This window comes from Mesorhizobium sp. P2_E6, assembly GCF_056403835.1.
Genome location: NZ_JBFUEQ010000009.1, coordinates 208904 through 231870 on the forward strand (window position 1 = coordinate 208904; position 22967 = coordinate 231870).

11 protein-coding genes are annotated in these 22967 nt (G+C 64.1%); 1 reads left to right on the plus strand and 10 read right to left on the minus strand.

Annotation, left to right across the window (positions count from 1 at the left end):
- The first annotated feature begins 48 nt into the window (after positions 1-48).
- Positions 49-489, plus strand: a complete 441-nt coding sequence (gene derI, locus AC1D08_RS23305; RefSeq protein WP_457154124.1) for a D-erythrulose-4-phosphate isomerase — start codon at positions 49-51, stop codon at positions 487-489.
- A gap of 40 nt (positions 490-529) precedes the next feature.
- Here derI and AC1D08_RS23310 read toward each other — a convergent pair whose 3' ends face one another.
- From AC1D08_RS23310 to AC1D08_RS23355, 10 genes are all read right to left on the minus strand, one after another.
- Positions 530-1276: an SDR family NAD(P)-dependent oxidoreductase gene (locus AC1D08_RS23310; protein ID WP_457154123.1), complete on the minus strand. Its 747-nt coding sequence runs from the start codon at positions 1274-1276 to the stop codon at positions 530-532.
- Between the two features lie 202 nt (positions 1277-1478).
- Entirely contained in the window at positions 1479-2588 is a 1110-nt protein-coding gene (locus tag AC1D08_RS23315) for an NAD(P)/FAD-dependent oxidoreductase (protein ID WP_477424170.1), read from the minus strand.
- The gene (locus AC1D08_RS23320; RefSeq protein WP_477424172.1) at positions 2569-2985 is read right to left on the minus strand and encodes a hypothetical protein; all 417 of its coding nucleotides are present in this window, start codon (positions 2983-2985) and stop codon (positions 2569-2571) included. The genes AC1D08_RS23315 and AC1D08_RS23320 overlap by 20 nt, the downstream gene beginning before the upstream one ends.
- A 2-nt stretch (positions 2986-2987) precedes the next feature.
- Positions 2988-5633, minus strand: coding sequence for a LodA/GoxA family CTQ-dependent oxidase (locus AC1D08_RS23325; RefSeq protein ID WP_477424174.1), 2646 nt, complete (start codon positions 5631-5633; stop codon positions 2988-2990).
- Positions 5634-5675: 42 nt separating this feature from the next.
- Positions 5676-7673, minus strand: a complete 1998-nt coding sequence (locus AC1D08_RS23330) for a tyrosinase family protein (protein WP_457151460.1) — start codon at positions 7671-7673, stop codon at positions 5676-5678.
- Positions 7660-9765, minus strand: coding sequence for a multicopper oxidase family protein (locus tag AC1D08_RS23335; protein ID WP_457151459.1), 2106 nt, complete (start codon positions 9763-9765; stop codon positions 7660-7662). The genes AC1D08_RS23330 and AC1D08_RS23335 overlap by 14 nt, the downstream gene beginning before the upstream one ends.
- 226 nt (positions 9766-9991) lie before the next feature.
- A complete protein-coding gene (locus AC1D08_RS23340) occupies positions 9992-10729 on the minus strand; it encodes a hypothetical protein (protein WP_457151458.1) in 738 nt (245 codons plus the stop codon).
- Positions 10730-10784: 55 nt separating this feature from the next.
- On the minus strand, positions 10785-11480 hold the full coding sequence (locus AC1D08_RS23345; RefSeq protein WP_457151457.1) for a hypothetical protein: 696 nt from the start codon (positions 11478-11480) through the stop codon (positions 10785-10787).
- Positions 11481-11552: 72 nt separating this feature from the next.
- Complete coding sequence (locus AC1D08_RS23350; RefSeq protein WP_457151456.1) at positions 11553-12263, minus strand: hypothetical protein; 711 nt, start codon at positions 12261-12263, stop codon at positions 11553-11555.
- Between the two features lie 222 nt (positions 12264-12485).
- Positions 12486-22706 carry a hypothetical protein gene (locus AC1D08_RS23355; RefSeq protein WP_477424177.1) on the minus strand — a complete coding sequence of 3407 codons (10221 nt, stop codon included), beginning with the start codon at positions 22704-22706 and terminating at the stop codon, positions 12486-12488.
- Positions 22707-22967 lie beyond the last annotated feature (261 nt).

The window sequence follows — 22967 nt, forward strand, 5'->3', positions numbered from 1 at the left end:
AGACGGCGCATCCGCGGCACAACTCAGAATCTGAAAGGAAGTGAGCCCATGAAGATCGCTATCGGCGCCGACAGTGCGGGAAAGCCGCTTCTGGATGTGATTGCGGCTCATCTGGCCGGAAAGACCGGCATAACGCTAACTGATTTCAGTCAGCCGGGCTTTTACGCCGACATAGCGCAGACGGTTGCTCGAAAGGTGCTTGAAGGTGAATTCGACCGCGGTTTGCTGTTTTGTGGAACCGGCATCGGTGTTTCGATTTCCGCCAACAAGGTGCCGGGCATGCGCGCCGCACTGACCCACGATACCTACTCGGCCGAACGGGCTGCCAAGTCCAACAATGCTCAGATCATCACGATGGGCGCGCGTGTGATTGGCCCGGAACCGGCGAAGGCGATTGTCGACAAGTATCTGGCGTCCGACTTCGATCCCACCGGGCCTTCGGCCGAGAACGTCAAGGCAGTCGATCGTCTTGATGAGATCAAGCGCTAAAGAAACGAAGGGCCGCGCGCGAATTCTCGTGGTTTGGGGATCAGTAGGTGGCGCGGCCGCCGGAGAGATCGAATACCGACGCGGTGGTGAAGCTGTTCTCCTTCGAGACCAGCCAGGCGACCATGTTCGCCGCCTCGTCGACTTCGAGGAACCGTGCGCGCGGGATCTTGGCCAGCATGTAGTCGATATGTTCCTGTTTCAACTGGTCGAAGATCGGCGTGCGCGCCGCAGCCGGCGTGATGCAGTTGACCGCTATGTCGTAGCCGGCAAGCTCCTTGCCCAGTGACTTGGTCAGCCCGATGACCCCTGCCTTGGACGCCGAGTAGGCGGATGCGTTGGGGTTGCCTTCCTTGCCCGCGATCGAGGCGATGTTGACAATGCGGCCGTAGTTGCGCGCCTTCATGGCAGGCACGACAGCGCGGTTGACGTGAAAGGTTCCGTTGAGATTGATATCGATGACGCGCCGCCAGGCATCGAGCGGATACTCGTCGAGCGTGTGATTGGGCCCGGCTATCCCCGCCGAATTGACCAGGATCGAGACGGCCCCGCTCTCGTTTTCGGTGCGGGCGTGCGCCGCAAGCACCGCCTCGGCATCGGTGATGTCGACCAGGACGCCCTTGGCTGCGTCCCCGAGGCCGGCAACGGCCACCTCCAGCCCTGCCTTGTTCATGTCCCACAGGCTCACCCTTGCGCCCGATGCGACCATCCGCCGGGCAAAGGCCAGGCCCAGCCCTTGCGCTCCACCGGTAACGACGGCGACCTGTCCTTCAAGATCGATTTTGTTCATTGCGTTCAATCCCTGGCGATCGATATGCAACCACACGACGGCACGCCCGGTTTCGGCATGGAAATCGCCGACAGGGCACTGCTGAAATCCCTCGTCTAACGTGGCGGCCTGACGCTTGTTTTGTTCGGGCGGGCAGTATCGACATCTTCAGGCAGCCGAGCCCGACGTCAATGGTGTCGGCGAGGGCAGTTCCGTAAATGTGCTACGTGTTGTGATACAAATCTGCCGCGCGCTCTTCGGGTTGAGGCCGACGCCGCTGCCAGAAGGCAGTGTCCCACCGCGCGGCGGCGGCATAATGCACGCCGAGCGCGGAGGCGTAGTCGGCAAAGCCCTGCGAGGCGATCATCGCGTAGCGCGTGCGTGCGAGGTCGTCGCGTCCGTCGACCATGTCCGACGCGGCATAGGCGGCGAGGATCCCCGAGCGCAGCGCATGCACGATCCCTCGCGACGACAGCGGATCGGCGGCGAACAGGCTGTCGCCCGCCGCCACCCAGCGCTCACCCGCTGCCGGATCGACGGTGGCCGTTCCCGCCGATTTCACCAGCGTTGCGGTTTCACGCGCGCCAGGAGGCAGAAGCGGTGCGATCAGTCGTGTTGCCGCCAGTGCGCGGTACCAGGATTCCGGATCGCGCAGGCCGCTGCCCAGGTCAGGATCGGTCAGGCACGCCACCACCCGGCGTCCGCCGGGCAAGTCGGCGCTATACCACCAGCCCTCCGGGCGCGCCTCGATGACCATGCGGCCATCGCCCGGCGCGCGGTCGAAGAAGCGGGTGTATGCGGCGAGGTGGCCATGCACCCGAAGCTTCGCGCCGAAGGATCGCGCCAGCCGCCAGCTGCGGCCGGTCGCCCAGATCACGGCGCCGGCGATAATGTCCCCATCGGCGAGCTTGAGCCGCCAGCCCTGGCCCTCACGCGCCGCCGAACGCACGTCGCACCCAAGTCGCACTTGCGCGCCTGCCGCCGCTGCCGCCTGCACCAGAAGCCGATCGAACCGTGCCCGGTCGAGTTGCCAGCCGGCGCCGTGGGCGGAGAATATGCTGTGCCGCTCGTCGAGCGCCTCGCCGGCCCATGCCGAAACGACCGCGCGGTTCTCCACGAAAGCCGCAGCAAGGAACGGCGTCCAAACGCCGAGCTGGCGTAACAGCCCCTGTGCTACCGCCGCCAACATCTCACCCGGTTTTATCAGCTCGTGCAGCCCCGCTTCGAACAGCACCACGCGCCGTCGGGGCGCGTGACGGCGCAGCATCAGCGCTGCCGCGGCACCCGCCGGCCCGCCGCCGATGACGACGAAGTCAGCCTGCTCGCACGGCATAGAAGGATGCCACCACCCCTGCCGGGTTCGTGCTGCCGCCATCGCCCGAATGCGGGATGGTGCGCACCACCGAGCCGACGATCGCGGGCACTTCCAGCCGGTCGGTGCTGTCGGGCCAAACCGGCACAAGCCAGCCGATATAGTCGTAGATCCACTGCTCGCCGCCGATCACGCCCTTGCCCTGGAAGCGGACCTGCATCGGCGAACCGTAAGCGAAGCTACCGCGCAGATCGAGCGACCATCCCGGCCCGCCGATCGTTCCCGCAAGTTCGGTGACGGACTGCTCCGCAATGGCCAGCGTGCCTTCGCCGAACAAAAGGTCGTTGGCCGCCTTGCTGAGATCGGGGTCGTTGTTGAAGCTGCGATAGGCCCAGTTGCCGACAAACGGATTGGTCACGGTCATTCTCCCGAATCTTCGACGCAGATGTATTTGATTCCGGGCGAGGGCTGATCGAGCCCGCCCGCCGGATTGCGGACGATGAAGCCGAGCTTCGACCATTCGGTCACCATCTTGAGGTCGCCGGCAAGCGTCTGCGGAATGCCGCGCGCCCAGTTGCGGAACTGGAAGTCCTTGCCGACGGGATAATAGGCCTGCATCGGCCGATGCGCCGGCCACCATAAGGTCTCCCACACGCGCCGCTCGCGCTCCATCAGCGTGTTGCCGACGCTGTCGGGATAAAGGACGTTCCATTCCTCGTAGGTGACGTCGATCGTCTGGGTGGAGCATTCGTTGAAATCGGCCTGCCATGGCAGCCCGCCGAGCTTGGTCAGGTCGCCGGGCTGCAATCCCAAATCGAGGTCGCTGCCTTGCGACAGCGGGTCGGAGGCATAGGCGATATAGCCTTCCTCGCTGACGCCCGCTCCCCATCGGTTGGCGTTCTCCTGCGCCGCGGTCAGCGCAAAGCTGTACCATTCAGGGTCGGCTTTGATCCGGTAGGGCTCGCGCCAGATCGCCGGATTGCGGATGATCCACGTCACCTCACCGCCTGGGCAGAAGGCGCCGCCGAGTCCGTTCGACAGCACACCCTGGTCGAGACCGCGTCCGCCCGGCACGTTCCAGTCCTTGTAGGGCTGCCAGGGATCGATCGCGGGGGCGAAACCTGCATCCACCTCGTCAATGAAGATGCCCGCCGCCCATTGCCGCAGCAGGAACAGTTGCGTGTCGGTCAGCCGCAGGAACTTGCTCACCGTCTTGTTGGTGATCGGATTGTCGCCGGCAAGCAGCGGCATCAGCGGCAGGTGATAGGTCCGCGTCGCCGGATTGGCGTCGAGCCGGAACAGGTTCTCCTCGCCTGGCTTGCGCAGCAGATCGAACAGATACTGCCGCGCGGAACGGCCGGGATCGGTCGTGGCATCCTTGGCCGCGGCAGCGAGCGCGCGCTCGAGCAACTGGCCGGAACGGTATTCGAACGCCAACCGGCGGAGCGCAGCCTCGATCGGCTCGTCCGGATCGGTGGTCCGGTCTGGTTCGCCGGGCTCCTGCCGCGACGAGGCCCGGGCGAGCGTCAGCATCCGTTTGCGCGGCGGCGCGGCGGCCGCGGCGATGCGCTCGATCACGCCGGTGATCTCAGCATCGAAGGCGCTGCGCGCCTCGGCATAGGCCGGCTCGGCCACGGTGTCGTTGTCGGCGAAGGTTTTTTGCCAGCGCGCGGCATAGCTGCGCGGCGCCTCGCCATCGTCGGGCGGGCAGACCGCGGCGGTGAAAGTCGCCGCTGCCGCCCTCAGCGTGGCGGCGGCATCGCCAACCACGGCATCGGCAGCCGCGCCCGGCGCCTGCGTTGCATCGAGTAGCATCAGGCTCGGTTCCACCGCTGCCTCAAGCAGCCGTCCGCCGACATGGTCGTCCTTCGCGCGGCCTTCCTTTTGCGCCAGCGCACGCGGTGCGATGCGTGGCGGGATGCACAGGCGATAGGGATCGAACGTGCCCCGGCTCGACTGGTTGTGCGGGAAGTTCGATTGCTGGAGGATGTTGGTGAAATAGGAGAATTCGTCGGCGCGGAAAATGATCGGCCAGATGTCGCGCCAGAACCAGGGGCGATAGGCCGGGTTCCACTCAACCGGTCCTGCCTGCCAGTGCTGCAAGGCCGCCGTGTCGGTCGGATCGATCTTCTGCGGCGCGTCAAACGTTCCCGCGGTGCCGTACATGTCGGTGCGATAGGCAAATTCCCGGATAGACATGTCCTCGACCACGTCCTCCAGCGTGATCATGTCGAGCACTTCCGGCGCATAGCGCGGATACCCGACCAGCACCCAGGCAGGATATTCGACATCGATGTAGCGCAGCGCCTGGACGCGCTCCTCCATCATCACCAGCCGCGCCATCACCGGCCCGTCCGAGATGTCGTCGAACCAGCCGTCGCTGTTGGCGTAGGTCTCGATGCGCGGATGGCCAAACCCGCTGAGGAACGAGCCGCTGTTGCCGTGTCCGCCAAGCAGCAGCAGCCGTCCGCTGTCGTCCGTCATCATTTCGCCCAGCGTGTCGATGTCGTTCGGCACCATCCCGGTCGGCGGGAAGGTGACGGCATAGGCGGGGTTGGTGTCCCGCCCGAAGCTCGCCTTTCGCCGCGCGGTGCAGTCGACGGCTTGCGGGCCGGCGTCGATGATCAGATTCTGCCGTTCGACCGGATCGGTGATGCCAGCGTTGCGCAGCGGCGCGTCGGCGGCATAGCCGGCCTCGCCGCGCAGCCCGTCGAAGGTGAACCATGCCGCCTTCTTGTTGGCGAGCTGAACGCGCCACTGGATGTCGACCAGCTTGCCGCGATTGCCGCCGCCTTCGACATGGTCGCCGATCTTCAGCGGACTGCCCTGTGGGTTGGCCGCGTCATAGACGAAGATCTGGAAACGCGCGGCCTGGCGCTTGATGCGGCCCTTGCTGTCCTTGAAGTGTTTGATCGGCGCGTCGTCTTTCGCGGCATTGCCGTTGGCATCGCATTCGATCGGCAACTGCGCCGGCTTTTCCGGCGAGATGCAGAAACCCTCGGGGCTGTCGCCGAGCCGCGCGATGCCGACGGCCGGGTGGATGCGATAGACTGTTGGGTCGGCCATTTGATTTCCCCTCGGTGCCTGCGCCGGCCGTGTCTTGTGTTTTCAATCCAGAAAGTTGAGCGAGACCCCGTCGAGCCGCAGCAACTCGCGGTCCTCCTCATAGGAGGCGCCGATCACGACCAGGCTTACTGTCAGGCTGGTGGCGCCGGCCGCGATCAGCCTGCGTGCGGCGCGCGTCACATCGATGCGGTGGTTGCGCGGCGTGTTCATGCTGCGCTCGCGTAGATCGAACTTGCGGTTCTCCGCTGGTGGAATTTCGCAATGCCCGGGCCCGCCAAAACATTCGCCGTGGCCGAAGATTGCCGCATAGCCGGCATAACCCGGCAGGTTGAGCGGCGTGCTGGCGTCGGCGTCCGGCGTGTTGAGAAACACGCGGATGAAGCAGGAGCGCGGCAATTGCGGCACCCGGTGCAGCCGCACTTCCGCCGAGCGGAAGCTCTTGGTCGCTTCGGGCACCGCGATCGGCGCCGAGACGAACCGTCCGACCGGACTGGTCAGCCCGACCGGCATGAGGCATCCGCCACGAACATATTCATAGCCGAAGCGGTTCATATCGAGCGTATCGCGCACCGCGTAGCTCCACGGCGTCAGCGCGGAATCGAGATCGGCGGGCAGGCCGTCGGGATGGTCCTGCTGCCAGCGCCACCAGAGCCGGTCGATATTGGCGTGCACCGGCCAGAAGATCGGGTCGTAGGACGCGGTCAGGTTCGAGAACATGTCGCCGAACTGCGGCTCGGAGTAGAGGTCGTCGCGCTGGTGGAACTTGCGTCCGGCAACGCGTACCGCGCTGTTGCGATCGGCGGGCGCGCTGGTCTTGAACGCAGGGTTCATACCGCCGGTCCAGATGTGCATCGTGTTGTGCGGATTCTGGTCCAGGAAGCCGAAGCTGTCGACATAGAGGCTGCCACCGCCGAAGTCGCGGAAGGTGCGCAGGCTGAGGATCTCGTCGATGTCCTCCTGTGCCGGATAATGATAGTGGATGACGGTGTTGATCGTGCCTTTGCCGAACTGGCTGGAATAGCGCAGCGGATACCATAGCGAATTGGCCTCGAGCAGCGCGTCGATCAACCGCTTGCGATTCTCTCCCTCCACATAGTCCTTGCCGCAGGCGCCGCTGACCGCGTCATAGGCCTGCGTCGGATTGGCCCACAGCTGTCCCACGAGCGTGCCGATCTTGGCCGGGAAACCGTGATCGCGCAGGAAGCGCACCGAGGCCTCAGTGAGGAACCCCTTGAACGCATCGGGGAGGATGGCGCCGTTGGCCGGATCCTCCGGCTTGTAGCGCGTAGCCGGGAAATCCCACCATGGCATGGTCACATCGGGGCAGAAATCCTGCAAAGCCTGTTCGAATTCATAGAGATACACGCGATGCCACGGCAGGAAACGTTCCCAGCCATGCTGACAGTGGTTCTGGTGGATCAGGGCCAGATTGTTGTAGCTGCGTTTGTCGCCGACCCATTTGTTGAGCTTGTAGAGCTCACGAAAGGCATAGCGCAGCCGCTCCTTTTGGGCATCGTCCAGCACATCGACGTCCATGCGCTGCCGCAGCTCGCCCTTGGCGTAGCGCCATGCCGCCGGATCGGACGCCGCGCTGAAGACCGGGCCGGCAATCCCCTTGACCTCGACGCGCGCCTCGGTCGCCACGCTGACCTCGCTGGCGAGCGCAATCGAACCGATCAACGCGCCGGGGCAGCCCTCTTCGATCCAGGTCTCGATCCGGTCTATGTCTTCATCGGCGACCGGCTTGCCGCCCCAGGGCAGGCGAGGGAACTGCTTGCCGTCGAACGGCGGCAGTCCGCGCAAGCCCCGGATCAGCGCCGAGCGCGCGCCGCGCCCCTTGGCATCGCTGGTGCCGCAACAGGTGGTCGAGAGCGGCGCGATCAGCGGCATCCCGTGCAGCTGCAGTGCCAGGAACTCCGGCAGCGTCAGTCCCGTCAGGCTGCCGGGTCCCCCGGTGCCGCCGGCCGTCGCGAGGATCGCCTCCACATCGCTCCAGGTGAACGGCGCGGCGGGCATTGGCTGCGCCTTATTTGTGGCCATCGTGGCCATCCATCTGCATCTGCATCGCGCCGCTCTGGGTGATGTCGCCCACCTGATCAGGCAGCACCACGGCAACGTTCTGCATCATGCCCTGGTCCTCATGATCGAGGATGTGGCAGTGCAGCACGTACTCGCCAATGTAGCGCTCGTAACGGGTACGGACCTTGATCGTGTAGATGCCCGAGAAGCCGGCCGGCAAGGATTGCGGGATCAGGCTCTTGATCCACAGCGTATCCTTCCACACGCCCTTGAGCCCGGCATATTGCGGATCGTAGGGCTCACCGCCGGCATCGTCTATCGCGCCCGGCGCGCTGACGTCCTTGCCGTTGGGATCGATGATCGAGACGATCTGGAACGGATTGACGTGGATGTGGAACGGATGGCTGACGAAGTGCGACTGCAGCGTCCATTCCTGCGCCTTGCCCAGCGGCAGCGAGCGGTCGATGCGGGTCGGGTCGTAGGGCTTGACGTCGGCCGCGTTGAGCGTGTTGCCGACCTCGAACTTGGTGTTCGGCCCGGTCGTGTCGATGAAGAAGGTCAGCTCCTGCGTGCCGTTGCCCTTCACCTCGTCGTCGGTGACGTCGGGATGCGGCGTGAAGCTGGTGAATTTCATTCCTGCCTTGAGATCGGCCACCACCGTCGCTTTGACATTCGCCGGCATGTTGGCCTCGGCCAGGGCGACCAGCTTGCGATTGACGTAGGTTTCCACATTTTCGACCGCCGTTCCCGGCGCGACGTCGACCAGTGCGAGCAGTTGCGATCCGACATCGAGCCCGTTGACCACGCCTGATTTGGGCGCCGAGGAGTCGATCACGCAATAGCGTCCGGCTTCTGGAAAGACGACCAGCGCGTCAAAGCGATAGCCGGGCTGGAAGGTTGCAAGCTTGGTCGGCTGCGCCGCCGCCATCGTCAGCCCGTCGGCCGCGACCAGCGTATAGGGCACGGGCGTGGTGCTGCACGTATCCTTGATGAACGCCGCGTTGGTGTCGGCATTGAGCAGCGTTTTCACTCCGGGCTTGAGCTTGCCGTCAAGCACCTTGAAAAATTGCAGGCTGATCGTATCGCGCACGCCGGCATGGACCATGCGCCAGCGCTCGATCTGGCCCTGCGTTGCCTTCAAGGCGTCGTTCGGATTGAACACCTTGCCATTGAGCGAGGTATAGCGCCCCGATGCCGGCCAGGTGCCCGGCCCGAACTGGTCATAGCCCTCGATGCCGCCGACATCGCCGGGATCACAGAAATAGTGGCCGTTGATGTCCTGCTTGATCGGGCCGAGTTCTCCGGGCTTGGCCGCCGGCGCGCGGCAGGCATACTGGATCTGCTGCATCACCAGCACCCGCTCGGGGATCGCCGAGGTCGGGATCAGCGTATCGATGTCGCCATGGGTTGTCGGGGTCGGGAAGCGGTTGCCGCGGATGATCAGCGCACCGGCCATGCCGCTCGACACCTGCAGCGCCGTCGAGCCGTGGCGATGGGTGTGATACCAGAACGTGCCGGAAGGATGGTCCGACGGGATGTTGTATTCGTAGGTGAACTGCGTTTGCGGGTTGATCGACAGCAGCACGTTGTCGCTATTGCCCGATGGGCTTACCCACAGCCCGTGAGTATGCAGATTGGTGCCGTTGAAGCAGTGGGGGATGTCGGGCATCTGGCCGCCGGGCATGCAGCCGGGGTCGCCGGGCTGCGGCCCTGCCGGCAACTGATTGTCGAGGGTGACGCGCACCGTGTCGCCCGGAACGGCCTCGATCGTCGGCGAGACATAAGGAGCCTTGGGATCGACGCCCTTGCCGGTGTAGCCGCGCAAATGGACCTTGTCGTAGCCGCCCGTGGACGGGTTGTAGATCTGGTTGTCGATGTACTCGATCTTGAGATTGAGCAGGCGGTCGCCACGCACCGGCAGCGTGTTTCCGGGCAGTGGTGCAGCAGGTGCGAGCTCCGTCAGAGCAGGCTTGGCGATCGGCGCGCGGTCATCCTGCAGCACCGGTGGATTGAGGATCTCGGCCGCTGCGGGCAGCACCGCGATTGGTACCAGGCTGCTGCCGAAAAAACCCAAGAGAAATCGCGCACGCGCCATCGATCCACCAAGCGACATGGGGCCTCCCTCATACTGGCTGTAGACTTCGATCCGTAAGCATAGTGCGCCCGATCCGGAAATCTGTCTAGCTTGCAAAGCCATAAAATCTAAAATTTACTTCCAACAAAACTGTGATGGTGCACTTAAAGAACTTGCTTATACGACTCACGGTCAGTTCATTTCAATATTGCTCTATTTTTAATCAGTTTAGGTGCCGATCGGCGGCGGAGCATGACCGCGAGGATCACAGCGTCTGCAATGTCACCGTGGGGGCGGCAGTCACCACCTTGGGGACGCCGCTCAGGACGGAGCCGCTGCCAAAATAGGCCACGAACAGCACCGAGGTTCCCCAGTTGAACTCGAAACTGTAGCTGTTGCCGCCGGCCGTCGCGTAGTAACCGGCCGGGGCCGGTGTCGGGTGGCCGGGCCCGGTATCGCCGTACTGCGAATTCAGCGCGATCGCATAGGCATTGTTGCCTTTGGTGTCCTGCGGGCCGCCGATGAAAGCGAACAGGCAAAGACCGGCCGAATTCGCCTGGAAGCCCAGCTGCATGTACTGCGGCAGCGTGACCGCTTTCAGCGTGGTGTCGACAGCGACCGGGACGGCGTCGCCGGTGGTCGGCAAAGGCGTTGGCGCCGCGCCGCCCATGCCCGGCCCATAGGCCGCGATCCAGATTGGCGTGTTGGTGTTCACGCTGACATTGGTGATGTTCAGATTGTTGGCCTGCCAATTGTTGATCAGGATGGTGGGCTGCAAGGCCAGCCCCGGCGCCAGCAGGAATTGCGGCTGGCTGCTGCCGCTGGTTAGCGCCAGCTTGCCGGCATTGTTCATCTCGGAAGCATTCTGGAAAGCCAGGATCATCGACCCGTTGGGGGTCTGCGGCATCGCCACGCTGTCGCGCACGGCAAGCTCCACCGGGGAGCCATCCCAATTGTCCGTCGCCAGGGATTGACCCAAAATGTTGAAGTCCGAAGGTGGCATGGCTTCCGTCTCATAGAGCAGCCAAGATGGCGGAAAGGCGGACCGGTGCGGAGGTCTACAGGGATTGCAGCAGGGTCGTCACCGGCGTTGCGGTCTGCGGCGAGAGATTGACCACGTAGACTATCGCCGCCCCCCAACTGAAGGACATCGTGTATCTGTTGCCGGCCGCCGTGGCGTAAAATCCGTCCGGCGGAGTGTTCCCGGTCGGCGGTCCGGTGTCGCCGCTCGGGGCGTTGAGCGCAATCACATAGGCATTGTTACCCGACTGGTCAGGCGGTCCACCGACCACCGCGACCACCTGCTGATTGCCGGTGCTCGAGCTGAACTCAAGCTGCATCCAGTTCGGTGTCGTTATCCCTTGCACCGCCTGGCGCATCGCCAGCTGGACAGGTGTGCCGCTCACGAGCTGGCCAGGCTGCATGCCGGGAATGCCGGGGCCGAAGGCCTGCACGAAGATGGGGGTCGCGGCATTGAGGCTGGTGTTGGTGAGGGTCAGGTTGTTGGCCTGCCAGTTCGCTGTCAGCACGCTGATCATCCGCGCCAGGGCCGGAACCCGAACGTTCGTTGGGGCGCTGCTGCCAGAGGTGAAGGTAAGCCTGCCCTCGTTGTTCTGCTGTGACTGGTTGAAGTAGCCGACGATGAGGGAGCCGTTGGGCGTCTGCGGCATGGTCACGCTGCCACGGACCGCCAGTGTCTGCGGCATGCCGTTCCAGGTCGCGTTGACCGTGCCCGCTGCGATGAAGTCGTGCATGTCAGGATGTCCTCTTTGCACCGGCGTTGTCGCGGGAGCCGGCGGCTTGCGCTTCCGGCTCCCGCGCTTCGATCACAGAGACAGCAGTTGCGCCGTCAGCGAGGAAGCCGTCGAAGGCGACATGTTCGCCACGTAGACGACCGAGGAACCCCAGTTGAATTCGAAGGAGTAGTTGTTGCCGCCCGTCGTCGCGTAATAGCCTTGTGGCGCCGCCGTGCCGGTGCCCGGGCCGGTGTTGCCGGACGGCGAGTTCAGCGCGACGGCGTAGGCGTTGTTGCCTGACGCATCCTGCGGACCGCCGACAACGGCAACGATGATCAACTGGCCCGTATTCGTCCCCAGGGTCAGCTGCATCCAGTTCGGGGTCGACGTTCCCTGGGCAATGCCGCCTGGCTTGAGCGTCAGCGCGGTGTTGATGGCTAGCGCAACCGGCTTCTGGCCGGGCAGTCCAGGACCGAAGGCCTCGATCCAGATCGGCGTCGCGGTCGCGACGCTGACATTGGTGACGGAGAGATTGTTTGCCTGCCAGTTGTTGACGAGGATGTTCGGCTGGGAAAGCAACGCCGGAGCTGTCAGGAACGACGGTGTCGAACTGCCCGAGGTCAGCGCCAGCTTGCCGGCATTGTTCAGGGAGGCGGTGTTCTGATAGGCGAAGATCATCGATCCGTTGGTCGTCTGCGGCATCGCCGCGCTGTCGTGGTAGGCCAGCGTCAGCGGCGAGCCATCCCAGTTTGGGTTAGATGCGTTTGCACCGAGAATGTCGAATTTTGCGGTCGTTGCCATAATTTCCCTCGCGGTTTGCGGGTTTCGGACTGTCGTTCTTGCAGGCGAATTCCAGAGCGGCGGACTTGAAGTCGAAGCGTGCCGTCGCTCGATCGTTTTGTTTCAACATCGGATGCTTCCAAAACCTGTTGCCGGCTTGGGGCCCGATGGTCTGGTTTCGAAACGGCTCCTCCTTCCACTCGTGTCTGCGTGACGCCGCCGCGAATGCCCGCCTTGAGGCGGTCAGCTCGCGTCGATGTCCGTCAGTTTCAGTTGCAGGTTGCTGAAGCGCAGCACCGGCGTATTGACGCCGCTGAGTGCTGCGTAAAGCGTGATGTCGAAGACCAGCCTCGCACCTGCCGGCATTGCGCTGGCGCCGAAGACAATGCTGTTTTTGGAGGCCCAGCCGGCGATCGCCGCTGCGAAAAGCGCGGCGAAATCGCCGAGCTCCGCCGGCTGTTGCCCGTCGATCTCGAAGGACCGCGCCAGCACGATCGGAACAAGCGGGCTGATCGAGGCGCTGTCGAACGCGCCGCCGGCAACGGCGGGGAACGGGAACTGGTAGGAGCAGGCGACCTTGACCCGCCTTGTGGTTCCGCTGGTCACGTTGGCGGCCGCATGCGCCGCAAGCAGCGATTGTTCGTGCACCGGGTCGGCCAAAAGGTCGGCCATGATCGTGTAGATGCGCTGGCAAAGGCTTGACGGCGATGTCGGACAGGCAGCACCTGAACCCTGGCCTGGCAGCGTCGCCACATCGATCGGCGTCGCATTGTCGATGAACGGCGTGACCGGCTGGCTCGGCCTGACCTGCGGCGTCATGTAGACGAATTCCGGCACCACCTGCCACGCCGTGTTGTTCGGGGCTTCAAGCGTGATCAGGTTGCGCTCGATCTGCACCGAGGCGAGCGCATTCTCGGCCGCCAGCACGTTGAGTGCATCGACCTCGATCGTGTGCGCCACGCCGAAATTGCCGGGCGCGGCGTTGTCGACCTCGAACAGCAGGCCGTCCGGCGGCGACGGCTGGACCGGATGCTGGTTGGGGTACGGCGTCAGGGTCGACGGGTCGAGTGCGGTGACGGTCAGCGCGACATTGGAGAAGCTGGATTCGCCTTGAGCGGCCGGCCACTGCAAATCGATCTGCCGCGTCGTCCCGTCCGGCTGCAGCGTGTCTGTGACGACGTAGCTGTCGGTGACGCTGATCAGACCCTGACCGAGGGCCATGTTCAGGCTCGGATTCCAGTCCTTGTTCGCCGTCACCTCGCCAATGGCGGTGGCGAAGGCGGCCACCGCATCGGGCCAGGCTGGATCGGCCGGGTTGCGCAGCACCGGGCTGATGGCACCGTAGACGGCCGAGGTGCGCGCCAATGCCGTGAACAGGTCGTAGGGCGGGCCTGCGCTGGGGGCAGGGTTGGCGGAGTTCGGCGGGTTGTCCGGCGCCGCGCTGAGGTTGGTGTTGTAGGTGACGGCGGTGTTGATCTGGTCCTGCGCGACGAGGAACGCCTGATAGGTATAGAGGTAGCTCCAGTCGGCGCCGTCGGCGATTGGATTGCCCGAACCCGACGTTGGCGTGTAGCCCGACCAGGTCTGGCTGACCAGCGTCGGCGGCGTCGGATACTGGCGATACACGACCGGGATTTTGGTCAGCGCGCCGGCCGGTCCGACATGCGGCACGCCCTTTGGATAGGGATCGACGAGCTGCAGCCAGATCGATGGACGCGCTTCGCCGGGTGCGCCCGCCGGCGCCAGGAAGAACTGCAGGTTGGTGATGGCGAAACGCAGATCGAAAGGCACCACCGCGGCAGCGGCCGCGTCGGGATCGCCGTAGAGGAAGGTGAGGGGGCTCGCCCCCATGCTGCTGACGCCGACATGGGCGGTCGAGAGCCCGGCGTTCTGGCGCGTGGCGGAGAAGGTGCCGGCGCCCGAACCGCTGGCGGCGGTGGCGATCGTGAAGGTGGTGTCACCGGTGACGGTGACGCCGTAGACGCCATTCGCCGGCAATTGCCCCGAACTGGCCTGGAATATCATCAGCACCCTGCTGCCGTCGGTCAGGCCGTGCGGATTGTTTGTCGTCGCAGAAAGGCTGAGACCGCTCCAGCTGTAGTTTCCGGCGAGTACGGCTTCGATCTGGCCGAAGAGCTCGATATTGCCATCGGCGGCAGCCGAGACCGACTGGTTCCAGGTCACGTCGTATTGGACGATGGTGTCGACGGAATAGGCCGTCATCAGCGCCGCGCGCATCTGCTGCTCGAACACATCCTTCGCGATGGCAAGTGCTGCGGTCGTGCCGGTGAACGGCGATTGCGGGCCAAACAGCCAGTCCACTTCGTATTGCGCGTATTTCTGCGCCAGCGCCTCGCGGCCGAGCGCCATCGCGTCGTAGGCGTCGGGGGCGACCTCGAAGGCCTTGGCCGCCGAGGCCGGTGACAGCACCTCGTCGACCGCCTGGAAGAAGATGCGGTTGAGCTGGTCGAGGTCGGTGTCGATGAACAGCTGTTGCGCCGGCAGCGCCGGCAGCTTGGACGACAGCTGCGGCATCGAAACACTGGCGCTGTTCAGCACATTGTCGAGCGGCTTGGGCGACAGGAAGCGCGGTCCGGCACCTGCGGCACCGATCGAGATGTCGAGCAGCGATGCCGCGGCGGCCCACAGCGATTGCGAGCCGGCGCGTGCTCCACCGGAGCCGTCATGGGCGAGCTTCAATGACTTGAGCCGCTTGCGCGCCAGTGCCGTGCTGGACTGGGCCGTGCTCGACAGTTTCTGCTGTGGCGATGCGTCGGCCCCATTCATGCCGATGGCGAGCTTCTGCGCCGGGAAGGCGCCAACGAAAGCGGCGGCGAACTGCGACATGTTGCTGGCGCCGCCGGTCGCCGGAACAAATCCGGTCGCGACGTTCTGCGCCGACGGCACCATGATCGTGCCGAACTGGTCCTTCAGATAGGGCGAGATCAAATTGGCATCGCGGGTGATGCCGAACAGCACGACGATCTCGAACAGCGGCGGCAAGGCGCCGGGACCGCTGACCGGCATCGAAATGGTCACCGCGCCGGGGAAGTTGGTGCTGAGCCCCGCCAGCCAGTTGACGAGGTCGGCAACCATGCCTGTCACCTTGCTGGTGTCTGCAGCACCCACCGGGAAATTGACAAGGCTGCTGCCATCCGCCTGCAGGGCAAGACTGGTCTCGACATAGAACGAGATGCCTGGACCGCTGATCTGGTCCTCGATGGTGCGGAAATTGGCCAGGGCTGCCGCCTTCTGGTCCGCCGACATGCCGCTGAAGGCCGCCTGGCTCGGCGTCAGGACGATCTCGATGGTGTTCGGCGTCGAGCCGTTGAAACCATAGGTCGGCAGGATCCCCGGCCATTGGTCGACCGGCACGATCGGATCGAAATAGAGGTTGGTGTCGCTGTAGCTGGCCGGCGTCGGCAGCTGGTTGCCGAAGGCGTCGTTGACGAAGAAGTCCAGCGTGAACTTGTCGTTGATCGAAGCGTAGCGGTCGGGCGTGGTGGAGCCGGCATTGGCGGTGGCGACGTTGTACAGCGGCGCGAACACCCGGTACGTGCCGGTGGTGCCGGACTGGTCGGGCTTTTGCGGCTGGATCGGCGCTGACAAATTGCTCAGCGTGAAGCCTGTCGTCGCCTGTATCTGGTAGGTGACGAGACTGTAGAGCCCGTTGAGCGACGCCTTCGCATCACCCGCCGCGACCAGTGCTGCGTGCAGTTCGGTATCGTCGGCGATGCCGGATGCGCGCAGCGCCTCGATGACGCGACCGCGCGAATGGGAGTTCGCCGCGCCAAGCTGCCCGGTTTTGACCAGGGCGGCAGGCGTCTTCAGTTGCATGACGCTTTCGGAGCGCGTCAACTCGACACCGAAGGTGCCGGCCGCGACCTTGACGTAGCGGGCCTCCAGGGCCGGGTCGGCGGTCTCGGCATAGTAGACGAGGCCGCTCTGAGTGCCGGCAAGCACGACCGCGTTGTAATAGGGCTGGATGGCGAGCGGCGAGCCGCTCTGGTTGGTTCCGCTGCCGGCCTTGTAGGTCACCAGCATCGTCACCTGCGCGACGCCCTTGACGAACAGCGGCGTTGGCAGGGCGTTGCCGGTCTTGTCGACAAAGCGCAGATAGTAACCCTGCGCATTGGCGACCGTCGCCTGCTGGATGATCTGCAGGAAACCGTAGCCGCCATCCGCTGTGATGTCGGTGCTGGCGCCGACGGACACACCCGCCGGCAGACCGAGCGCGAAGGCCATCAGCCCTTGCGGCGGCTGCGACACCGTCGTGGTGTTGGTGCGCAGCGCGAAGACGGCATTTGGATCGACCACTGCCGAGACGAGGCCGGGCGCACCGGCGGCCGTCTGGAACAGGATCTGGATCGCGTCGACCGGCCGGTCACCGCCCCTGAGATCGTCGAGGATCCGACCGAGCAGCGCCTCGTCCGACTGGCTGGCGCCGGACAGTGCGTAGACGTCGGCAAGCATGCTGCCTTGCGTGGCGCCCGGAATCTGCTTGACCGTCAGCGTGATGCTGGTGGCAAAGGTAATGTCCCCAGCAGGCAGCGGCGTGCCGTCCGGCAGATAGGCCCCTTGCGCCTGGCGGGATTTCACCAGGACGGGGATCGCTGCCGTTCCTTCATTTACCTGCAATTTCTCCAGGCTTGGCGCGAATGGCCGCAGGCTGAGCGCCGTCGCGCTTGGCGGCGTCCAGGCGATGGCGTTCTCCAGCGCGAAAGATTGCGGCCCGGTCGAACTGAGCGCGATTGGTGTCGGGCTGCTTGGCGCCGTTATCGACGCTTCGGTGAAGGCGAGATAGGGGCTTAGGACGTCTTGGGTGAGCGAGAACGAGGCGTTGACGGCAAGCCAGTCCTGCGTCTTGTCGGGATTGCTCAGCGTGATGCTGTAGCTGTTGTTCTTGGCGAAGCCGCCGGCCGGAAATTCCTGCCACAGAAGCGCGAACAGCGGGTTCGTGCTGGTCGACACCGCCCCGCCTGGCACGGTGAGACCGGCGGTGTAAGGCAGGCGCACGCCGCCACGCAACGCGCTCGACATCTGCCCCGCGAGGCCCTGGAAGCGCGTTTGCGCACCGGGTGTCGGTGCGGCCACCGCCGCCATGAACAGCTTGTCGAGCGGTGACGAGGTCAGCCCCGCATCCTGCATCGTCACCAGCAGCTCGTGCACCGCGCCACGGATCAAGCCTTTGAAATAATCGAGGAATATCTCCTGCGACAACGGCGTGGTGCCGCCGGCGTCGTTGACCGAGGTCGGGTTCGAGGTCTGGTTGACGAAGAGCTGGTTGAAATAGGTGTCGACCGCTTGCAGGTAGGTCTGCGAGACGAGGTTCTGCGCCAGGAACTGGTAGGACAGATCCTGTGCGTTGCCATTGCCGTCGGTGCGCCCGGTGGTCGCCATGTTGAGGAACGGCGGCATCGGGAACACGCAGGCCTTGGCTTTGCCGGTCGGTGCGGCAAGCGTGGCGGAGAAATTGGCGAGCTGGCCAAGCAAGGTCGGATAGTCGATCCAGCCGGTGAGCGCGTCCGGCTCGCTGTCGATGTCCTTCAAACCGGGCGTGCCGCTGCTGGAATCGAATTCGAGCAGGACCACGGAGTTGTAGGCCGGCAGGTTCAGCGCGTGCATGAGCGCGAAGGTGGCAAGCTGCGTCGTCACCGCCTCGAACGGCTTGAAATCGGCATAGGTCGGGTTCTGCGACGGGTTGTCGTCGTACTGTATGCCGAGCGATGTCACGACCCACGGCGTGCCCTTGCTGGTCGCATCGGGGAACACCACGGTCAGTTCCGGCAGGAACAGGATAGGCAGGTCCTTCGGCAGGTTGGGGCAAAGCCCGACACTCGCCGCTGCACCCGCAAGAAGCCGCTGCTTCAGCCGCGCGAAAGTTTCGATCTTGGCCTGCTGCGACGAACCGGCAAGCTGCCATTCGAAGCGGAACGAGGCATTGAAGCTGAAGCTGATGGAAATCGAGAACAGGAAGAGGTTGATCTCCACCGTGACGCTGACGCTGACGCTTGCCTCGATGTAGAGCAGGATCGAGCCGCCACCGCCGCCCGGCACACTGGGTGGCTCCAGCGCCAGGATGATGCCGATGCTGGCCTCGAGGCGGACGTTGACGCTGGCCTTGATGATGACGAAGTCGAGCGAGCCGTAGAGCTCGCCGATGATGCCGAACTGGCCTTGCAGCGACAGCGCGTCCGGCTTTTTGGCGAGGTCTCCGCCACCGCTGGTGAGATAACCGGCCGCACCCTGGATGATGCCGAAGAAGGTGACGCTTACCCCCGCCTTCAGCGGCCCGGCGGTGAAGTCCTTGCCGACGCCCAGCCGCGCGGCAAAGCCGAAGGCCAGGATGCTCTGGTAGGTGCCTTTGAACACGTCGGGGTCGGTGGCCGAACTCAGGCTGGCTATGTAGAAGCCGCCCGATCCGGTCACCGGAATAGGCCCGGCCTGCGCCTGCACCTGGAAGCAGACGCTCCAGTTGTCGCCGTCGGGGAAACCGAGGTCGACCTTCCAGTCGCCATTCGTGTAGACGTCGACGCTCAGTGTCGGCAGCGTCAGCGAGGCCGCGCCAACCTGGAAGGTGCGCAGGCTGTCGGGCAGGCTGAAGACCGCGGCGAATTTGCCGATCGTGTCGGAGATCTTGGTGTAGACGACCTCGAATTCCGCACCCTTGCCGGCACCGCCGGTCAGCTTGAGCAGCAGTGCGTAGAACGGCGTCACGTCATAGAAGATGAAGCCGACCTCGAGCACTTTCAGCAGCGTGAAGTCGGTGACGATGATCCACTTGCCTTCGGGATGGTAGATATCGGCAAATTTCTTGTTCTTGAGGGCGTCCCAGAAGTCGCCCTGCATGAACTTCAGGAAAGCATCGAAATTGGCGGGCGGCTTGGTCGGGTCGGGCCCGACCCGCTGGCCGACACCGAGATAGACGAGCTCGAAGACATCGCTGACAGCGCCCACCTTGGCCGGCGCCGCCAGCAGTTTCTGCGCATCGTCGCCACCACCGCCGCCGCCATCCTTGCCCAAATTGTAAGCACCGATCCAGCCAATCTGGTCGGCGCCTTCGGTCGGTGCGAACAGGCCGATGCTGATCGTCCCGTCCGGTGGCAGGCGCTGGCCCAGTATCTCGATGAAGCAATTGTGCATGCCGAGCACCAGCATCTTGGGATCGGCATCGGTGGCGTATTCGAGATTGAACTGTTCGATCGAGATGGTCAGCACGCCCTCGATCTTGATTTCCAGCTTGCCGTCGACTTGCGGAAGCTGGATGCCGAAGGCCAGCCCACCGCCGTCCTCGGGGCTCAGCCAGCCGATGAGGACGCTGAATTTGAAGGCCGAAAGCGAACCGACCAGCCCGCCCATCGAGCCGAGATCGAGATCGAAGATCAGCGCATAGTTGAAATTGTCCTGCAGCGTGACGCCGTTTTCCGCCAGGCCAGGCAGCGAACCGAGCGAATAATAGTTCAGGCTCTCGATCGTCTGATCGGCCGTGCCCGAATAGAGGAATGACTTGAGCTTGAACGGGATCAGGTCGAGCAGGCTGTCGGCGCCGCTGCGCTTCTCGGTGGCGCCGAGGTCGAGCCGCAGGTCACCCGGCGAAAAGCTGAGCGACGGCGTGCTTGTCGACGGCTGTCCCTGGGCCGGGATCGTCAGGTCGAAGCCGACGTCGATACCGAGATTGGAAAAGGCCAGCTTCTCGAACGCAAACAGGTCGAGCACCTGGAATTCGTTGAACTCGATATCACCCCAGATGGCGAAATGGGCGCTGATGTGGGTCGTGTCGGCTTTTGGCGGCGTCGCCGCGGTCTCGTCATCGAACGAGAATTGCAGTTTCGTCAGCGTGATCTGCTTGAGATATTTGTTGTTGGACTTGCCGTTCTCGTCGGTGAAGTTGAAGACGAAATCGCCCTGGGCGACGAACGAATAGACGCCCTGTCCGGAACTCTTGTCGTCGCCGCTGGTGCCGTGCGCCTGGTAGGAACCCATGATGGCGATGACATTGGCGTCATCGCCGGCATTGGCGGCCGGGCTCAGCGCGGCATCGAGATTGACGCCGGTCTTGAACAGATTGTTGATGGTGAGATTGACCTCGCAGGCGAAGCTGCGCAGCTCGGAATTGGTGAACAAAGCGCGCAGATATTCGACCTCGAAGCCATAGTCGATGTCGATATCAATATTGCTATCGGGGGCCGCTGCCGACTTGCTCGCCGCCTTTTCATAGTCGACCAGCGCGAAGGTCGCGCTCTGCGCCAGCGTCGGCACGGCCTGCGACGGGTCGGTGTTGTTGATGGCGATGCCGACATGGTGGACACGAAAGCCGGCTATGCCTGGATCCTTCATGCCGCCGAGCACGGCGCGCACCGCGGTCGGCAATTCATCGAGCTGCATGTTGCAGTTGACGGCGAGGATGCCGTTGAAGGTCGGGTCGGTTACGGTCTGGTAGAAATTCCAGTATAGCGAGGTGGTGTCGGGCTGCGTGCCGCCATTCGGGAACACCGCGGCCTTCGCCTCGGTGATCAGCTTTTGCAGATAGGCCTGGGTGGCGGCGGCGGTGAACGTCTTGTTGAAGATGTCGGCCTGCGACCACAGCCTTGTGTCGGCAACCAGAGCTTCGATCGTCTCGCCCGGATAGAATTTCATCATGAAGATCGGCGGCGTACCGTCGGGCGCGGCGCGCTTGCCCGGCGACAGGTCGAACGTCCAGTCGCCGATCTCCAGTTTGTCGCCTGAAAAGTCGAACAGGGCCTGCCCGGAGCCAAGCGGGTCAGGGTTGGCGGGGTTTTCGCTGACCACCGTGAAGATCTGGTTCTGCTGCACGGCCTTGCAGATCGACGGACCCATGGCCTCGAATTCCAGGATGCCGGCTGCACTCGTCGCCATCTGCAACCCGGTCCATGCCAATGGCGTGCCGGCAAGTTCGGCCAGCATGCCTTGCGGCGTCATCGCCAGCGTCGTCGGTCCGGCGGCGACAGCGTTTGCCGCCGCGCCTTGCTTCGGTGCCGGAATGAAGCCGCTGGCGCGCCTCGGGTTGAGCGCCCGCGATTCCATGTCGAGATAGGCGGCGGCATTGAGGTTCGGGTCGGTCGAGAAATCGAGCCCCGCATAGGGCACCAGCGGTATGGCGGGCGTGCTTGCGGCTTTCGCGCTCCATGAGGCGACCTTGAAAGCGTCGAGTACATAGACGGTGAGGCCGGAGGCGGGCTCAGCGCCGGCAAGCATTGTGGCCGTGTTGGTGCGCTGATTGTAGAGCGGAGCGCGCTCGGGTTGCGAGACATAGCTGCCGTCCTGGACGATGAGCTGTGCCCACGAAGTCGTCGCGGTGGCATCGAGAAAAGCCGGGCTGGTCGGCGAATCCTGCGCTGGCGCAATGCGATAGGCCGGCTGCGCCGGTACGAATTCGAGCTTGTCTGGTGCCGAGCCGATGGTGACGGTCACGAATTCGGTGCCGGTGACGCCGCACAGCATCTGCACCGTTTCGGAGCTTGCGCCTGCGGCCAGGTTGGCGCCGGCATCGAGCGCCAGGCCGAACTGTCCCGCCGGCGTCAGGTAGTAATAGCGCTGCTCGCTCGGCGATTGTTGCGGACGGCCGGCGAAGACGAGACGGCTCACCGTGCTGATATCGCCGGTGTTGATGGTGCTGAGGGCGAAGGGCTTGCCGTTGGTGGTGACGAAAGTCGAGCCGAGCAGCGGGTCGGTGAACTGGAAGAAGCTGCGCGTCGCGTCGAGTGGGCCGAGCACGTCCAGCGTGACGTTGAAGCCGAACGGCGTGGCCGAGCCACCGACGCCGCGGAAAACCGGATAGTTCAAGGCACCGACCAGCCCGCCGCCGGTTGGCGGGTCGAAATACATCATGCCGGCCTCGAACTGGACGAGGTCGGTGGTCGCCAGTTCAAACGCGGCGCTTGCCGTACCAGCGAGCGGTCCGCTGAGCGCCAAGCTCGCGAATGGCGCGGCCGACTGGAATGTCACCGTGGCACCGGCTGGCGGCGTCGCCGTCAACAGCAGCGCCGCCGGCGGCTGGCTGTTGGCGATCTGCAGGCTGTTGGAGGCGTCGTCGAACAGCACCGTCGTGGACAGCGTGAACAGGTCGGGCTGAACCTGGAACGTCACGCTCTGCCGGAATGCCAGCGAGAAGGACTCCCCCACCGTCGGCGACGAGGTGCCTTGCCCGGTGACCGAGACCAGGATCGGCGCGATGCTGAGCGGCTCGGGAAACCAGCCGATCTGGGTTCCGGGACTGTCGGCGAAGGCTTTGCGGATGCCTATCTCGAAAGCGTTCCAGTCGCGTGTCGCCGAAGGGACGAAGAACGCGATGTAACCAAGCTGACCGGGGTCGACCCAGCTCTGGGCGGTCAGATCGAATGTCGGGTCGGCGCGTGACTTATCCTGGAACAGAAAGGCGACACGTGCGCCGGCTAATGGGTCCGCCAGATAAAGACCGCTCGCATCGCGTTTGAAAGCGATCATCCCCACCTCCCATGCATTCTACGGCACTATCCGGCCATCTCCTGCCGCCGCTTTGAGTCGGGCGGAAGGACTTGGCGCAGCGCTTATATTACCAAGACGTAAAGTATAATTGTAAGACGAAGAAAGAGATTTGTAAAAGACTATATTTGGGTGGATTTCAAAATGAAATAAATTTTATCTATATGGTGACCCGGCTAACTCATCGGTATGAATGGGTTCTGATTTGATACCGAGCGGCGCAGTAATACGCACCTCAACAGA

Excerpts from the sequence above, each read along its gene's own strand:
- derI (WP_457154124.1), top strand. The coding sequence starts at position 49 with ATGAAGATCGCTATCGGCGCCGACAGTGCGGGAAAGCCGCTTCTGGAT.
- AC1D08_RS23310 (WP_457154123.1), bottom strand. The coding sequence starts at position 1,276 with ATGAACAAAATCGATCTTGAAGGACAGGTCGCCGTCGTTACCGGTGGA.
- AC1D08_RS23315 (WP_477424170.1), bottom strand. The coding sequence starts at position 2,588 with ATGCCGTGCGAGCAGGCTGACTTCGTCGTCATCGGCGGCGGGCCGGCG.
- AC1D08_RS23325 (WP_477424174.1), bottom strand. The coding sequence starts at position 5,633 with ATGGCCGACCCAACAGTCTATCGCATCCACCCGGCCGTCGGCATCGCG.
- AC1D08_RS23330 (WP_457151460.1), bottom strand. The coding sequence starts at position 7,673 with ATGGCCACAAATAAGGCGCAGCCAATGCCCGCCGCGCCGTTCACCTGG.
- AC1D08_RS23335 (WP_457151459.1), bottom strand. The coding sequence starts at position 9,765 with ATGTCGCTTGGTGGATCGATGGCGCGTGCGCGATTTCTCTTGGGTTTT.
- AC1D08_RS23340 (WP_457151458.1), bottom strand. The coding sequence starts at position 10,729 with ATGCCACCTTCGGACTTCAACATTTTGGGTCAATCCCTGGCGACGGAC.
- AC1D08_RS23345 (WP_457151457.1), bottom strand. The coding sequence starts at position 11,480 with ATGCACGACTTCATCGCAGCGGGCACGGTCAACGCGACCTGGAACGGC.
- AC1D08_RS23350 (WP_457151456.1), bottom strand. The coding sequence starts at position 12,263 with ATGGCAACGACCGCAAAATTCGACATTCTCGGTGCAAACGCATCTAAC.
- AC1D08_RS23355 (WP_477424177.1), bottom strand. The coding sequence starts at position 22,706 with ATGATCGCTTTCAAACGCGATGCGAGCGGTCTTTATCTGGCGGACCCA.